Below are 15,934 nucleotides of genomic sequence, written 5' to 3' on the forward strand. Positions count from 1 at the left end.
ACCGCTAAATGCTTTTAAAATGAGCAAACAGTTAAAATATCCTGTTTTTTTAATAATTATGTGTTGCACACACAATCGCATTCCACTAGAATGCGCACCCACTTGATGCAGTGCCGGCTTAGCTCAGTTGGTAGAGCAACTGACTTGTAATCAGTAGGTCGCCAGTTCGACTCCGGCAGCCGGCACCATCAATCTCGGAGGGGTTCCCGAGTGGCCAAAGGGATCAGACTGTAAATCTGACGGCTCCGCCTTCGCTGGTTCGAATCCAGCCCCCTCCACCATATTCCGTTACTAGCTTCGGCTGGTAACTTAAGTTCAGGGAAACCTGAGCTTGTGTTGAGTGATTAGAATAGCTCGACACGAAAGTTTCGGATGAGGTGGTTCCAGGATTCTGGAATGTATGTTTTAGCGGGCATCGTATAATGGCTATTACCTCAGCCTTCCAAGCTGATGATGCGGGTTCGATTCCCGCTGCCCGCTCCAAAATAAGCTGATATAGCTCAGTTGGTAGAGCGCACCCTTGGTAAGGGTGAGGTCGGCAGTTCAAATCTGCCTATCAGCACCATTCCTGACCTTTCATCCTAAAGTTTTATTTTAATCACTAGCAATGCTTGGGAATTTTTGTCATGGCAAAAGAAAAGTTTGAACGTACGAAACCGCACGTAAACGTTGGTACAATCGGCCACGTTGACCACGGTAAAACAACTCTGACTGCAGCGATTACTACTGTATTAGCAAAAACTTACGGTGGTGCAGCTCAGGCTTTCGATCAAATCGATAACGCTCCAGAAGAGCGCGAGCGTGGTATCACAATCGCAACTTCTCACGTAGAGTATGACACTCCTTCACGTCACTACGCTCACGTAGACTGCCCTGGACACGCTGACTATGTTAAAAACATGATCACCGGTGCAGCTCAGATGGACGGCGCAATCCTGGTAGTAGCTGCGACTGACGGCCCTATGCCTCAGACTCGTGAGCACATCCTGTTAGGTCGTCAGGTTGGCGTACCTTACATCATCGTATTCATGAACAAGTGTGACATGGTTGACGATGAAGAGCTGTTAGAGCTGGTAGAAATGGAAGTTCGTGAACTTCTGACTGAATATGAATTCCCAGGTGATGACTTACCCGTTATCCAGGGTTCTGCTCTTAAGGCGCTTGAAGGCGACGCAGAGTGGGAAAAGAAAATCATCGAGCTGGGCGAAGCTTTGGATTCTTACATTCCTGAGCCAGAGCGTGCAATCGACAAGCCGTTCATCCTGCCAATCGAAGACGTATTCTCCATCTCAGGTCGTGGTACAGTAGTAACTGGCCGTGTTGAGCAAGGTATCATCAAAGTTGGTGAAGAAGTAGAAATCGTAGGTATCAAAGAAACTACAACCACTACTTGTACTGGTGTTGAGATGTTCCGTAAGCTGCTTGACGAAGGTCGTGCAGGTGAGAACGTTGGTGTTCTGCTTCGTGGTACTAAGCGTGACGAAGTTGAGCGTGGTCAGGTACTGGCTAAGCCGGGTTCAATCAACCCACACACTAAGTTCGAAGCAGAAGTATACGTACTGAGCAAAGACGAAGGTGGTCGTCACACTCCTTTCTTCAAAGGTTACCGTCCACAGTTCTACTTCCGTACAACTGACGTAACAGGTGCTGTTGAGCTGCCAGAAGGCGTAGAAATGGTAATGCCTGGTGACAACCTGAAGTTCGTAGTAGAACTGATTGCGCCAATCGCGATGGACGAAGGTCTGCGCTTCGCCATCCGTGAAGGTGGTCGTACAGTAGGTGCTGGTGTTGTAGCTAAAATCATCGACTAATATCGAAGATTACAACCCATCCCAAAAAAAGGTCGCGCAAGCGGCCTTTTTTGTATCCGCCAAAAAATTTCAAGGGGTCAGAGTTCTTGAAACGCTTTCAAGAACTCTGACCCCTTGGTCCTTACTTATAATTAAGTTCTTTCAGTTTTCTGGTAAGTGTGTTTCGTCCCCAGCCCAGTCTTTTCGCAGCATCTTGCTTGTGGCCGTGGGTATGGTTCAGTGCCCGATCCAATAAAATACGCTCAAATTCCATTGTCGCTTCGTTAAGAATGTCATTTTTCCCGGCTCTTAGCTGAGTATCCGCCCAGATTGATAGAAGCTCCTGCCAGCTGGCTTGTGACGATTCATTGGGGGTGAAAACTTGCTGTTTGTGGATTTCGGGCGGCAGGTCCTCGGGCTGTATTTCTTTGCTGCTGGCCATAACTGTTAACCAGCGACAAATATTTTCCAACTGACGGACATTGCCTGGCCAGGGGAGGTTACTCAAGATCTTCTGGCTCTCTTTACCTAAAATTTTGGTTTCTACCTGTAATTCTTTCGCTGCCAATGCCAGGAAATGGTGTGCCAAAGGCACTATGTCTTCACTTCGATCACTCAGTTTGGGCAGGTGAATTTTAATAACGTTGAGGCGGTGATATAAGTCTTCTCGAAACTTTCCGTCACTCACTCGTTTTTCCAGATCCTGGTGGGTGGCTGCGATAATGCGCACATCCACCTTAACCGGTTCGTGACCACCAACCCGGTAAAATTGACCATCCGCCAATACCCGGAGTAACCTGGTTTGCACATCAATGGGCATGTCGCCAATTTCATCGAGAAAAAGTGTGCCACCGTTGGCTTGTTCAAAGCGTCCTACCCGCGTGGTTTGAGCGCCGGTAAAGGCGCCTTTTTCATGGCCAAACAATTCCGACTCAATCAGGTCTCCGGGAATGGCAGCCATATTCAAAGGAATAAATGTTTTATCAGCTCTGGGACTGTGTTTGTGCAACGCTTGTGCTACCAGTTCTTTACCTGTGCCCGACTCACCGTTGATAAGCACGCTTATGCTGGAACGAGACAGTCTGCCAATTGCCCGAAAAACCTCCTGCATAGCTGGGGCTTCACCGATAATCTCGGTTTTTACCCGTGGCGCACTGTTTTTGGGTTTGGCACTGTTCTCTCGTGCTTTGGTCAGTGCTTTTTGAACCAGGGTAATGGCTTCATCAATATCGAAAGGCTTGGGTAAATATTCGAATGCGCCTTGTTTATAGGCGTTCACCGCACTGTCCAAGTCAGAATGAGCAGTCATAATGATAAAAGGAATATCCGGATGTTGCTGATGCACGGTTTCCAGCAGTTGCATGCCATCCATCTGTGGCATTCTGATATCTGAAACGATGACTTCAGGTGCTTGCCCTGAATCCAATTGCAGCAATAAGTCTTCCGGATTTTCAAAGCTAAAACATTCGATGTTCGCTCCCTGCAATGCCTTTTGTAGAACCCAGCGAATAGAGCTGTCATCATCAACTATCCATACAGGAGCATTACTCATCTGATGTCTTCCTTCTTAGCAATGGGAATTAAAATGGTGAATTCTGTTCGACCAGGCCAACTGTCTACTTCAATTTTCCCTTTGTGATGGTTAATCAAAGACTGAGAGATCGACAAACCCAGCCCGGTGCCATCTATCTTTGAAGACACCATGGGATAAAATAAGGTGTCTTTAATTGTTTCCGGAATACCGGGGCCATCGTCGATAATTTTGATTTGAGCGCACAGTGGAAAGCGAGTGCCATGTATCGTCGATTGGCGTTGAATTCGAGTACAAAACTTTAATGTGCCGCTGCCATTCATCGCCTGAACAGAGTTGCGGGCGATATTAAGAATTGCCTGCTGCAACATGTCCTGGTCGATATACATATCCGGAATGGAAGGGTCGTAATCCCGTTCAATGATAATGCTGTCATGCTCGATGGTTAACAGGGTTCTGATTTTTTCGATAACCCGATGTACATTCACCCACTGAAAGTTGGGTGGCTTATTCGGCCCCAATAACCTGTCTACCAGATTTCTTAAGCGGTCCGATTGCTCGATAATTAATTGTGTAAATTCTGCAAGGTTACTGTCTTGTAGTTCCCGTTCGAGTAGTTGTGCCGCGCCACGAATTCCGCCAAGTGGATTTTTTATTTCATGTGCCAGGCCTCGGATCAGATCCCGGGAAGCTTGCTGAACAGCCCACTGATGGCTTTCCTGGTTGAGTTTTTTAATTTGATCTATTGGATTGATCTCAAGAGCCAGCATTTTTCGGTCTTCGGATTCATAGTAGGTCACTATCATCGAAGCCAGACTGTGCCGTCCGTCTTTAAATATCAGCTGGATCTCATTTTCAGAAAAACTGTCTCTGTTGTGCAGTGCACTATAAAAGCGCTCTATCTTGATGCAATCGCCGATCAGAAACTCGGTTAAGGTGTGGTTAATTAGTTGATTGCGTGAATGCTCAAACAAGGATTCTGACGAAAGGTTGGCAAATTGAATGTGCATGTTTTCGTCAAGCAACAAAATCGCTGTAGAAAGATTATCCAGCAGGTTATTAAGTTTGATATCTTCACTCATAAATTTACAACTGCGATGCACTATTATAGTGCAATAAAATATTGAGGATTAAAAGCGCTGCTTTGTAACCCCTTGAATTATCTAGTTTGCATTAATTAATGCTGATGCTTTATGTAGATAAAAGGTGCTTATAGGAGAAGATGCAAGTAGCTTGCCTGACTGGTCAAGAAGTTCTATTTTTATTTGATATTCGCCTCTGTCTAACCCTTCCAATACAAACAGAGGAGATGAATGCTGCGCTTTAAACTCCCCGTTCATGTAAAGCTTGTATGTGCCCTTGGTTTCTGGGGATATTGAGGCTGCTATGGTTACAGTGCCCTGATTGTTTCGAACTGTGGCCTGATCTTTGGGGGTGGTAATTTGAACCTGGTAATTGCTTACCTGAGTCTGGGCGGAGTTGCTCGGAGTTGTCCCGGTGCTAGCTTGCTTGTTTGGTGTTGGTATAATGTTGGGTTTAACTTCAAGCTTGTACTCTATTGCTCCTGCCGGAGGTTTATCGGTATACACCACGCTGCCATCGGCTCTTACAACCTTATAGATCTTGGTTGCAGCAAATGCAGTCAGACTGAGACTGAATAAGAGCACTGCAGTGATAATCTTGTTAGTCATGGTACCGAATATTTAAAATGCACTAGCTTAAGTGTTGCCCGGATAGTCTTATTTCTCAATAGTAACTGCGCAAAACAGCATAAAAAAACCCGCTAAAAAGCGGGTTCTTACCAGATTAACTATGTCTCGCGTTATACGCTGTAGTACATGTCAAACTCAACTGGTGCTGTGGTCATGTTTAAGGTTTCCACTTCAGCAGCTTTAAGTGCAATGTAGGCGTCGATCATATCGTCGCTCATTACGCCACCGGCTTTCAGGAAGTCACGGTCATTGTCCAGAGCTTCTAATGCCATTTCCAGCGAACTGGCAACAGTTGGGATTTCAGCTGCTTCTTCTGCTGGCAGGTCATACAAGTCTTTGTCCATGGCGTCACCGGGGTGGATCTTGTTTTTGATGCCATCAAGGCCAGCCATTAACATAGCGGTAAAGGCCAGGTACGGGTTACCAGTTGGATCAGGGAAGCGTACTTCGATGCGGCGAGCTTTAGCACTGGTTACGTATGGAATACGGATAGAAGCTGAACGGTTACGGGCTGAGTAGGCCAGCATTACCGGGGCTTCGAAGCCAGGAACCAAGCGCTTATAAGAGTTAGTTGAAGCGTTTGTGAAGGCATTAATAGCACGAGCGTGTTTGATAATACCACCGATGTAATACAATGCTTCTTCAGACAAACCGCCGTACTTGTCACCGGCGAAGATGTTTTGACCATCTTTGCTGATAGACTGGTGGCAGTGCATGCCAGATCCGTTGTCGCCTACCAAAGGCTTAGGCATGAAGGTAGCGGATTTACCGTAAGCATCAGCTACATTGTGAACTACATATTTGTAGATTTGGATCTCGTCAGCTTTTTCAACAATTGAGTTGAATTGACACGCGATTTCATTCTGGCCTGCTGTGGCAACTTCATGGTGGTGAGCTTCAACTTTCAGGCCCATCTCTTCCATCACCAAACACATGGCAGTACGAATGTCATGGGCTGAATCTACTGGAGGTACCGGGAAGTAACCGCCTTTAACGCCAGGACGGTGACCCAGGTTACCGCCTTCGAATTCTGCACCTGAATTCCACTTGGCTTCAGAAGAGTCAATCATGTAGTAAGACTCGCCCATTTCAGTGTGGAAACGAATGTCGTCAAACAGGAAGAACTCTGGCTCCGGACCAAAGTATGCAGTGTCACCAATACCTGTTGATTTAAGGTATTCTTCTGCGCGTGCAGCGATTGAGCGAGGATCTCTGTCGTAACCTTGCATGGTTGAAGGCTCAACGATACCACAGCGAATGTTTACCTGAGCTTCTTCAGCGAAAGGGTCTAATACGGCAGTAGCAGGGTCCGGCATTAAAATCATGTCTGATTCGTTGATGCCTTTCCAGCCTGCAATTGAAGAGCCATCAAACATTTTACCTTCTTCAAAAAAGTCTTCATCGATAAGCCCTGCAGGGATAGAAACGTGCTGCTCTTTACCTTTTGTATCGGTAAATCTCAGATCAACAAATTTTGCTTCACTTTCTGCAATTAAGGCTAAAGCCGATTCTACTGACATATTGTCCTCCGGTTGAGTAGGTCATAGTTGGTGTCAGGAAACACCTGAAAAATTCCTGAAATCATAACGTATATCTATAGCTTGTGTATTTAGCTATTTTCATGCCATCTTAATAATTAATAAAAATCGATATAAAACATAGAGTTAGAAATGCGCACTGTTATCTTTGACCATTCTAAAGCACCTGCGTTGCACTGCAGTGGTGCGGTGCGCCCTAAAATGGTGCTTTGGTGCGTCTAATGTTTGCATAAACACTAGACTATTTCCAAAATGGTGCAAAGGTACAATTTAATATTGTTCAAAATATACAACTTATGGCTGTAAATGTGACAATCCAGTGAATATTCTCAAGAAAGTTTAGATTTCAATCGCTTATTTTCTGATAACCCTGTAAAATCCGCGCCTCGCTGACTTCATCCGGTTAAAAACCGAGCACTTTTGCTATCGATGACGTCCGCCATCGTTTTAATAAGTTACAGAGAAATCATTAAATGACAGCCAATCCGGTAGCCATAGAAAAGTTGCGTAATATCGCCATCATCGCCCACGTTGACCACGGTAAAACTACCCTGGTAGACAAACTTCTGCAGCAGTCAGGAACCCTGGAAAGCCGGGGCGAAACTGAAGAACGTGTCATGGACTCCAATGACATCGAAAAAGAACGTGGTATCACTATCCTGGCGAAAAACACTGCAATCAAGTGGAACGACTACCGTATTAACATCGTAGACACTCCCGGACACGCCGACTTCGGTGGAGAGGTTGAGCGTGTAATGTCAATGGCTGACTCTGTTCTTTTATTGGTTGATGCGCAAGAAGGCCCAATGCCGCAAACCCGCTTTGTAACCCAAAAAGCCTTTGCTCAGGGTTTGAAGCCGATTGTGGTAATCAACAAAATTGACAAGCCAGGCGCACGTCCTGATTGGGTTATGGATCAGGTATTTGACCTGTTCGACAACCTGGGCGCTACTGACGAACAGCTGGATTTCCAGGTGGTTTACGCTTCTGCACTTAACGGCTGGGCCTCTTTGGATGCTGATCAGCCTGCAACCGATATGACCGCGCTGTTTCAGACTATCGTCGATCAGGTGTCTCCACCTGCGGCTGATATTGACGGTCCTCTTCAGATGCAAATTTCTCAGCTTGATTACAACTCCTACGTGGGCGTAATCGGAGTTGGTCGTGTTACTCGTGGTAGCGTTAAAATTAATCAGCAAGTTACCGTGATAACCGCCGATGGTAAAAAGCGCAATGGTAAAGTTGGTCAGATACTGGGCTACATGGGCCTGCAGCGTCATGAAGTGGACGCTGGTTATGCTGGTGACATTATTGCGGTAACCGGACTGGGTGAACTGAAAATTTCCGATACCATCTGTGACGTGAATAAGGTCGAGGCTTTACCTCCGCTGTCGGTTGATGAGCCTACCGTTACCATGACATTCCAGGTTAATACCTCACCGTTTTCCGGTAAAGAAGGTAAATTTGTAACTTCTCGAAATATTCTGGATCGCCTAAAAGCTGAGCTGGTTCACAACGTGGCATTGCGCGTTAATGAAACTGACAACCCTGATAAATTCCGGGTATCCGGCCGTGGTGAATTACACCTGGGTATCCTGATTGAAAACATGCGTCGTGAAGGTTACGAACTGGCTGTATCGCGTCCTGAGGTAATCCTGAAGGAAGTGGATGGAGAGTTACAAGAACCTTTCGAAACACTGACGATTGACTGTCAGGAAGAGCACCAGGGTTCAATCATGGAGCAAATCGGCCTGCGTAAAGGTGAGTTAACCGATATGTCTCCGGATGGTAAAGGCCGTGTGCGCATGGACTTCGTGATCCCAAGCCGTGGTTTGATTGGTTTCCAGACTGAATTTATGACACTGACCTCAGGTTCGGGTTTGTTGTACCACACATTTGATCATTATGGCCCTCACAAAGGTGGCAACATTGGCCAGCGTAAGAACGGTGTATTGATTGCTAATGCGCCGGGTAAGGCCCTGACTAACGCCCTGTTTAATTTGCAGGATCGCGGACGCCTGTTTATCGGCCACGGTGTCGAAGTTTACGAAGGCATGGTGATTGGTATTCACAGCCGTGATAACGACCTGACAGTAAACGCACTTAAAGGCAAGCAATTAACTAACGTGCGAGCTTCTGGTACTGATGAAGCGCAAAACCTGGTACCACCAATCGTCATGTCTCTGGAACAGGCTCTGGAGTTTATTGACGATGATGAACTGGTAGAGGTGACACCGGTCAGCATCCGCATTCGTAAGAAAATGTTGACTGAGAATGAGCGTAAACGCGCTTCTCGTGAAAAGTCGAAAGAAGCATAAGCTTCAATACTCTTTTTAAAAGGCTCCGGATGGAGCCTTTTTTATTAGTGCTGGTTAACTGACGATATGTTCTACACTTTAAAGGGACCCTGAAATTCCGGAATTTTAAGCGGCACTTTCAGGTCTTGTAATGACATTCATTAGCTGGAGTTATTATGTCTGCCACTGTTATTGCGTTAGCGGGTTATATTGCCTGGACTATAGTTTTGCTTATTGCCCTGATTGCTTATCGGTCGATTGTGGTTGTGAAAGGAGAAAAGGCAGCCAATCAGTTTAATGCCAGTGGTGAGGATGTTTCACCGTTTGGTTTACGCTTAACCCGGGCGCAGGCAAATTGCGTGGAAAGCTTTCCCATCATTGGTGGCACATTATTACTGGCTCTGGCCACCGGACAGCAAGAGCTTACCAATGGCCTGGCTATGGTGGTCTATGCCGCTCGCTTGGCCCAGTCCTGTGTACACCTTCTCTCAACCTCCATTATTGCGGTACAATTAAGGCTGGTTTTCTTCTTGTTGCAAATCGTAATTTGCCTCTATTGGATTTTCTTGTTCATTTTTTAAGTTTCGCATTTATCTATGATTTTTAGGTTTTTTGAAAGCCTGACTCAGCCATTTCCGGATAAAGAGTTAGGCAAACCGCCCGCAACCCTGCTGGCGTTTTGTTTGCATTATTGCAAGGGGATGTGGCCGGCACTGTTAATGATGTCGCTACTGAGTGGCACTATTGCAGCTCTGGAGGTCTATCTTTTCGGGTATCTGGGCACCCTGGTGGACGCAGTGGCTGCGGGTGATCCACAGCTTTTCTTTGAGCAACATCAAACCACCTTGTACTGGATGGCAGCACTGCTGGTTATTGGTTTACCCACGGTTGTCGTCCTACAGGCGCTGTTTTCTCATCAATCGTTATTGGGAAACTTCCCAATGCGCATCCGCTGGTCTGCCCATCAGTATCTGATTCATCAGAGTTTGTCTTTTTTCTACAATGATTTTGCCGGAAGAATCGCCACTAAGGTGATGCAGACAGCCTTGTCTGTACGCGAAACAGTACTGAAGATGCTGGACTTGATGGTGTATGTATCGGTTTATTTCTTTAGCATCGTTATCCTGGTGATGACGATGGATTTGAGTCTCGCCGTACCATTTGCAGTGTGGTTTGTGGTGTATGTGCTGATCCTGCGTTTTTTTATCCCCAGACTGAAAAAGGTGTCTCAGAAGCAAGCCGATGCCCGCTCCACCATGACCGGCAGAATAGTAGACAGCTACACCAATATTCAAACCGTTAAACTGTTCTCCCACAGTACTCAGGAAACCGAGTATGCTCGCTCCAGTATGCAGGCATTTTTAAAAACGGTTTATCCACAAATGCGTCTGGTGACTGTGTTAGATGGTTGTGTCTGGTTGAGTAATGCGTTGCTGGTCTTTGCTGTGGTCGCACTGGGCTTGTTTTATTGGCAAGGCGGAACGGTAACCGCGGGTGATATCGCAATTTCGGTGGCCCTCGCTATGCGTTTGAATGGCATGTCACAATGGATTATGTGGGAAATATCCGGTTTGTTTGAAAATATCGGCATGGTGCAGGATGGCATGGATACCTTGTCTTTGCCTACCGAGATTAAGGATGTGCCAGATGCACCGCCATTACAGGTAAAGCAGGGCGGTATTCGCTTTGACAATATCACTTTTGACTACAAGAGTGTGGCTGAGAATGTCCCGGTATTTGACTCCCTCATGTTAGATATCCAGCCAGGTGAAAAGGTGGGGATTGTAGGTAAGTCTGGTGCCGGTAAATCTACTCTGGTGAACTTGCTGCTGCGCTTTTATGACGTTGCCAATGGCACAATTAGTATTAATGGTCAGGATATCAGTAAGGTGAGTCAGGAGAGCCTGCGCGCTAAAATTAGTATGGTCACCCAGGACACCTCACTATTACATCGCACCATCAGAGAAAACATCTTATATGGCAAACCCGATGCCAGTGAGCAAGAGGTGATAACCGCCGCCAGGCAAGCAGAAGCTCACGAATTTATTCAATCTCTGACTGATCAAAAAGGCAACCGTGGCTACGACGCTATGGTTGGCGAGCGGGGCGTTAAGCTCTCGGGTGGCCAGCGGCAACGCATTGCTATTGCTCGGGTATTGTTAAAAGATGCACCCATTTTAGTACTGGATGAAGCAACCTCGGCACTGGACTCTGAAGTGGAAGTGGCCATCCAGGAAAGCCTGAATAAAATCATGGCTAATAAAACTGTGCTGGCGATCGCTCATCGACTGTCCACTATAGCCGCTATGGATCGACTTATCGTACTGGACAAAGGCAGAGTCATTGAGATGGGCACCCATCAAGAGTTGCTTGCGCTGGGCGGACAATATGCGCGCCTGTGGCAGCATCAAACTGGCGGATTTTTAGGGCTAGAGTAAGTGCTTTAGCCCATCTCAGCAGCAAAGAAATTAGTCTACTCCTGCATGCTTACCTGGTAACTAAGCTGGTAATAGTAAAAAAGCGTTAAAATATTTTAGATGCAAATAATAATGGTTCGTATTAATATGTGTTTGTGTAAGAACAACATGCTCTGGTTTGACGTTCGCACAATGAATATAAGTTTGATAAAGACCAGTTTAAATCAGGTAAAACAATGAAAAAAATTTTATTAACGACGCTTTCTTTATTCATGACCGCAGAGTTGGCGGCCGACGAAGAGTACAATCATTTCCCATCTCTGGATGCGCCGAATACGGCAGTTGCAGTATGCAACCTGAACAAGTTTAACGCCAAACTGGCCAATATTGTAAATCAGTCAGAAATCAGTGTTGAAGATATGGTTAAGGTACATGAATTAACCTACACCCTGGAAAATGCAGTGCAGCGATTGCAACAGGATCTGGTGAACATTGCTGAGGATCTGGAAAAAGCGCATAAAGGCTCAGAGGCCCTGCAACAAGAAGTGGTAAAGTCGTCCGGAAAAGGCTACCTCAAAGCTCTAAGCGCTTTATTAGCCCCTGAGAAGTGTGAATAGGTTATTGGCATTGTGGTTGCTCCTGTACTTTGATCCTGAAAATAAATATCAGTAGAACAGTGCACAACAATGCCAGCATAATTTGCAGTTGCCAGGTGTGCTGTACCAGATAAATGGACAGTGCAAAGGTAGCGATAATCATTATTACGGCCCGGCGGCGTGTCTTTGTAGTTATGCTTTTAGTATTTTCCCACTGTTGCAAAGATGCGCCAAACCAGGGGTTCTTTAACAGCATCGCGTGAAAACGCGGCGAGCTGCGGTTAAACAGCCACAATGCTAAAATTAAAAATGGTGTTGTGGGCAATACCGGCAAAAACGCGCCAATGGTTCCCAAAGCTATGCAAAGCCAGCCCAGAATCACATAAGATAATTTTTGAATCTTTCGTACCGGCAAGTTGAAATACCTTAAATTAACACTGATGCAATGCCAATCTTACCGAAAAGCGACGCAACAGGGTTATTACTTTTCTATAAAAGCCTGCTCTATAACATAGCTGCCCTGGTGTCGTGAATTGGCCTTGGTAAATCCCCAGCCGTTTAACAGCATCATGAGTTCCTGAAGCATGGCATCATTACCACACAGCATAAAACGATCATCATCAGGGTTTAATTTCGGCATCTGAATATCTGATATTAGTTTACCGCTATTAAGTAAATCGGTAATGCGCCCTTCATGGCTGGTTTCACCATCAGTGGTTTTCAGACTATTAAAGCGATATTTTTCACGGGTGACGGTGGGGTAATAGATCAATTTTTCGCGGATGATGTCACCAATATATTCATTGCCAGGCAGTTCCTGCATGATTTTATGCTGATAAGCCAGTTCTGACACCCAGCGTGTTCCGTGTACCAGAATAACCTTCTCAAACTGCTCATAGATATGCGGATCCTGAATAACACTCATGAAAGGGGCCAGTCCGGTGCCTGTGGCAAGTAAGTAGAGGTGCTTACCGGGTAGTAAATGGCCTGCCACTAACGTGCCTGTTGGGCGAGTTGTCATGATGACTTCTTCTCCAGGTGCAATGTTTTGCAATCTGGAGGTGAGGGCGCCATCGGGGACTTTAATGCTTAAAAACTCCAGTTCTTCTGCGTAATTGGCACTGGCGATACTATAGGCTCTGAGCAAAGGTTTTCCTTCGACTTCTAAACCAATCATCACAAACTGACCATTTTCAAAAGTCAGGGCATCGTCCCGGGTTGTACTAAAACTAAACAAAGTATCGTTCCAATGGTGAACCCCGGTAACTTCTGCCTTGATCATATTTCGCATTCAAGCTTTCCTCTTTGATGGCTTTTTATTGGGTACGTTATTGTCACCAGAAAGTCGCACTCCGATTTTTTAAGAACTTTTCATGCTTAAACTTTACAGATAAATAACAAATTCAAATGATAATAATTATCATTTGCAAATTATTCTCAGATGATCCAGGATATTAAACAACAAAGCAAGTGATTATTTTTTAAGTAGGGCGAAAAACACTATGTTGCTGCAAGATCATTCTGAAAAAAATAGAGACAGCCAAAGCACCCCCAAACTTCGTTTTCTTTGTCCACACCACAGGGACTGGGTGTATTTTAATTCTCAAGAGGCATTGGCCTCTCTGGAGCAGATGCAATTAAAGGGGGAGTTTTTAATAGAGCACCATAAGTTTCAGGAAGCATTACCATTTATTGGTTGTGCCTGGGAAACCGTGGAAATCCTGTTAGAGCTGTATACTGGTGAGCGCAGTTTGCTGGTGACGCGCTTCGGTTGCCTCACCGTATTACTGGACAATTGTTTTCGGCAACTTAAACAAAAAGTTTGCGCTGAACAGGTTTGCAAACAAGCTATTGCCACTTTACTCAGTTCTGTCGAGCAATTGGATCCTGAATCGGATGCTTATGCCTATGCTTTGCAGTGCATCGCGCAACTGAGAAAACCTGAAATGTTCCAACTTTATCTGCTACCAACACCGCTTTCACAACGAAGCGCATTAATGCACTAGGTTGATATTGATATGGCAGAAATTTGTTTTAACCTGGAATTCGATACTCTGGAAAAAGAAATTCGACATGGCTTGCAGCCAGACAATCCGGCGTTGTTGGATGCCTATATTGCCATGGCAGATAAGTTGGTGCAGGCGTCTGATTGTACAAATAGTAAACTCAAAATTTTACACAGAGTTGCGGATAATTTGCTTGAGGTGATTTGCGACACTTATCTGGCTGAGCATTGGCGGCATTGTTGCCTGGACGTCATTTACAAACCTATGCTTGCTATGGAGCAATTAGCCAATTCTGAAGGGCGTAGAAGTCAGGTGCTCAGGTTAAAGCGAGAGATTCACAGCCTGGGGCATTATTTTTTCAGTTAAATATTTATTGAGGGTCGCGTAATGAGTGAAAAACGTTTGGAACAAGACAGCATGGGGCAACTGGAAGTACCGGAACACGCCCTGTACGGAGCGCAAACCCAAAGAGCCATTAACAATTTTCCGGTTAGCGGAAATCGGATGCCTGAATCATTTATCAGAGCATTATTACTTATTAAGCAAGTAGCGGCAGAGGCCAACGGAGAGTTGGGGGGAATAACCAGGCAACAAGCGGGACATATTCAAAATGCCTGCGAGCAGTTGCTGTCTGATGAAGAATTGATGACTCATTTTCCAGTAGATGTCTTTCAGACCGGTTCGGGTACCAGTAGTAACATGAATGCCAACGAAGTGATTGCCCGGGTTGCCAGCGTTAGTTCAGCTGACACTATTCATCCCAATGACCATGTTAACTTTGGGCAAAGCAGCAATGATGTAATTCCAACCGCGATTCATGTCAGCGCATCGCTGGAGATAAATAACCAGCTATTACCTGCTTTGTTGCAACTGCGTCGTAGTTTAAAGGCTAAGGCCAAACAAGTAGGACACCATTGCAAGACCGGACGAACACACTTAATGGACGCCATGCCGGTAACCATGGGGCAGGTTTTAACCGGCTGGGCAAATCAGGTGGAGCAGCAATTGCGCAACCTGGAAGCCGTTTTGCCTTCTTTGCATAAGTTGGCTCAAGGCGGAACTGCTGTAGGTACTGGCATCAATGCCCATCCTGAGTTCGCAACATTGTTTTGCCAGTTGTTGGAGAATAAAACCGATGTGGCGTTTAAAACCGTAGACAATTTCTTTCCTCTGATTTCATCACAAGATACTGCGGTGACGGTTTCCGGAGTGCTGAAATCCATTGCAGTGACATTGATGAAATTTGCCAATGATTTGCGTTGGATGAACTCCGGTCCACTGGCTGGGTTGGGGGAGATAGCGTTGCCTGCACTTCAGCCGGGATCGTCTATTATGCCGGGCAAGGTCAATCCGGTAATACCCGAATCTGTCGCCATGGCGTGTGCTCAGGTGATCGGCAATGACAGCGCCATCACTGTTGGTGGACAGTCTGGAAACTTTGAATTGAACGTCATGCTACCTATGATCGCTAGCAACTTGTTGCAGAGCATTCAACTGCTCAGCAATAGCGCTGTGTTGTTGGCTGACAAAGCTATTGAGGGCTTTACCATTAATGAGGATAACTTAAATCATGCACTAGATCGTAATCCCATTTTGGTAACGGCCCTCAACTCCATTATCGGTTACAACAAAGCAGCTGAGATAGCCAAAAAGGCCTATGCACAGGGGCGGCCTGTGGTGGAAGTTGCCGCGGAAGAGACCGAATATTCGGTATCAGAGCTCAAGGAAATGCTTTCACCTTTAAAATTAACAAACGGAGGCTGAAGTGCAAATTCTAATTTTGATTGATTTACGTTTTTTGAGGCCAGCTAATGTGGTCTGCTAAACGATGCTGTTTTTGCTGGTGCATGATGGCCTGGCCAGCATTGGGACACCCGGGCCATGACCATGGGCACTGGAGCGCAGAATTATTGCATTATGCTTTGCTGGCAACCTTTATACTTACCCTGGTGGCGGTGTTATACGCCTTGGTTAACTTTGTCATGGAAAAATCAACCCTTCAAAACCACAAAAATAAAGGCAACAATCAGGCTGTTTAGGGCAGGTC

The 15,934-nt window shown here is 45.7% G+C and carries 15 protein-coding genes and 4 tRNA genes; 13 read left to right on the forward strand and 6 right to left on the reverse strand.

The window, feature by feature from the left end; genetic code table 11:
- Positions 1 to 112: 112 nt before the first annotated feature.
- The 5 genes from ACXAD8_RS18825 (at position 113) to tuf (ending at position 1,811) form a co-directional block, all read left to right on the forward strand.
- Positions 113 to 188: transfer RNA gene (locus ACXAD8_RS18825), tRNA-Thr, on the forward strand.
- Between the two features lie 8 nt (positions 189 to 196).
- Positions 197 to 281: transfer RNA gene (locus ACXAD8_RS18830), tRNA-Tyr, on the forward strand.
- A 127-nt stretch (positions 282 to 408) separates the two neighbouring features.
- A tRNA-Gly gene (locus tag ACXAD8_RS18835) sits at positions 409 to 483 on the forward strand.
- Between the two features lie 6 nt (positions 484 to 489).
- Positions 490 to 565, forward strand: a tRNA-Thr gene (locus tag ACXAD8_RS18840).
- A gap of 61 nt (positions 566 to 626) precedes the next feature.
- The gene (gene tuf / locus ACXAD8_RS18845) at positions 627 to 1,811 is read left to right on the forward strand and encodes an elongation factor Tu (protein WP_475228627.1); all 1,185 of its coding nucleotides are present in this window, start codon (positions 627 to 629) and stop codon (positions 1,809 to 1,811) included.
- A 121-nt stretch (positions 1,812 to 1,932) separates the two neighbouring features.
- On the opposite strand, the gene glnG is transcribed toward tuf, so the two are convergent.
- The 4 genes from glnG to glnA all read right to left on the reverse strand — a co-directional run bounded on the left by glnG (position 1,933) and on the right by glnA (position 6,553).
- Complete coding sequence (gene glnG, locus ACXAD8_RS18850; RefSeq protein ID WP_475231502.1) at positions 1,933 to 3,342, reverse strand: nitrogen regulation protein NR(I); 1,410 nt, start codon at positions 3,340 to 3,342, stop codon at positions 1,933 to 1,935.
- A complete protein-coding gene (gene glnL, locus ACXAD8_RS18855) occupies positions 3,339 to 4,403 on the reverse strand; it encodes a nitrogen regulation protein NR(II) (protein ID WP_475231503.1) in 1,065 nt (354 codons plus the stop codon). The genes glnG and glnL overlap by 4 nt, the downstream gene beginning before the upstream one ends.
- Before the next feature lie 81 nt (positions 4,404 to 4,484).
- Positions 4,485 to 5,012, reverse strand: coding sequence for a DUF4124 domain-containing protein (locus ACXAD8_RS18860; RefSeq protein WP_475231504.1), 528 nt, complete (start codon positions 5,010 to 5,012; stop codon positions 4,485 to 4,487).
- A gap of 131 nt (positions 5,013 to 5,143) precedes the next feature.
- Positions 5,144 to 6,553 carry a glutamate--ammonia ligase gene (glnA, locus tag ACXAD8_RS18865; protein ID WP_475231505.1) on the reverse strand — a complete coding sequence of 470 codons (1,410 nt, stop codon included), beginning with the start codon at positions 6,551 to 6,553 and terminating at the stop codon, positions 5,144 to 5,146.
- Between the two features lie 491 nt (positions 6,554 to 7,044).
- On the opposite strand from glnA, the gene typA reads away from it, so the two are divergent.
- From typA to ACXAD8_RS18885, 4 genes are all read left to right on the forward strand, one after another.
- On the forward strand, positions 7,045 to 8,889 hold the full coding sequence (gene typA, locus ACXAD8_RS18870; protein WP_475231506.1) for a translational GTPase TypA: 1,845 nt from the start codon (positions 7,045 to 7,047) through the stop codon (positions 8,887 to 8,889).
- A 155-nt stretch (positions 8,890 to 9,044) separates the two neighbouring features.
- Positions 9,045 to 9,449: an MAPEG family protein gene (locus ACXAD8_RS18875; protein ID WP_475231507.1), complete on the forward strand. Its 405-nt coding sequence runs from the start codon at positions 9,045 to 9,047 to the stop codon at positions 9,447 to 9,449.
- Between the two features lie 18 nt (positions 9,450 to 9,467).
- The gene (locus ACXAD8_RS18880; protein ID WP_475233021.1) at positions 9,468 to 11,306 is read left to right on the forward strand and encodes an ABC transporter ATP-binding protein; all 1,839 of its coding nucleotides are present in this window, start codon (positions 9,468 to 9,470) and stop codon (positions 11,304 to 11,306) included.
- Positions 11,307 to 11,521: 215 nt separating this feature from the next.
- Complete coding sequence (locus tag ACXAD8_RS18885) at positions 11,522 to 11,902, forward strand: DUF6746 family protein (protein ID WP_475231508.1); 381 nt, start codon at positions 11,522 to 11,524, stop codon at positions 11,900 to 11,902.
- A gap of 1 nt (position 11,903) precedes the next feature.
- Here the strand turns inward: ACXAD8_RS18885 and ACXAD8_RS18890 are convergent, their stop codons facing one another.
- Together ACXAD8_RS18890 and ACXAD8_RS18895 are read right to left on the reverse strand one after the other, a co-directional pair.
- Positions 11,904 to 12,296, reverse strand: a complete 393-nt coding sequence (locus ACXAD8_RS18890) for a YbaN family protein (protein ID WP_475231509.1) — start codon at positions 12,294 to 12,296, stop codon at positions 11,904 to 11,906.
- A 66-nt stretch (positions 12,297 to 12,362) separates the two neighbouring features.
- Positions 12,363 to 13,172 carry a ferredoxin--NADP reductase gene (locus ACXAD8_RS18895; RefSeq protein WP_475231510.1) on the reverse strand — a complete coding sequence of 270 codons (810 nt, stop codon included), beginning with the start codon at positions 13,170 to 13,172 and terminating at the stop codon, positions 12,363 to 12,365.
- Between the two features lie 298 nt (positions 13,173 to 13,470).
- Between ACXAD8_RS18895 and ACXAD8_RS18900 the strand changes: the two genes are divergently transcribed.
- From ACXAD8_RS18900 to ACXAD8_RS18915, 4 genes are read left to right on the forward strand one after another with little or no spacing between them, the layout of a single operon-like run.
- Positions 13,471 to 13,887, forward strand: a complete 417-nt coding sequence (locus ACXAD8_RS18900; RefSeq protein WP_475231511.1) for a hypothetical protein — start codon at positions 13,471 to 13,473, stop codon at positions 13,885 to 13,887.
- A gap of 12 nt (positions 13,888 to 13,899) precedes the next feature.
- On the forward strand, positions 13,900 to 14,253 hold the full coding sequence (locus ACXAD8_RS18905) for a hypothetical protein (RefSeq protein WP_475231512.1): 354 nt from the start codon (positions 13,900 to 13,902) through the stop codon (positions 14,251 to 14,253).
- A 21-nt stretch (positions 14,254 to 14,274) separates the two neighbouring features.
- Positions 14,275 to 15,651: a class II fumarate hydratase gene (locus tag ACXAD8_RS18910; protein ID WP_475231513.1), complete on the forward strand. Its 1,377-nt coding sequence runs from the start codon at positions 14,275 to 14,277 to the stop codon at positions 15,649 to 15,651.
- 47 nt (positions 15,652 to 15,698) lie between these two features.
- On the forward strand, positions 15,699 to 15,926 hold the full coding sequence (locus ACXAD8_RS18915) for a hypothetical protein (protein ID WP_475231514.1): 228 nt from the start codon (positions 15,699 to 15,701) through the stop codon (positions 15,924 to 15,926).
- Positions 15,927 to 15,934: the final 8 nt, after the last annotated feature.

The sequence above is a fragment of the Planctobacterium sp. AWH2_060 genome, from assembly GCF_056158425.1.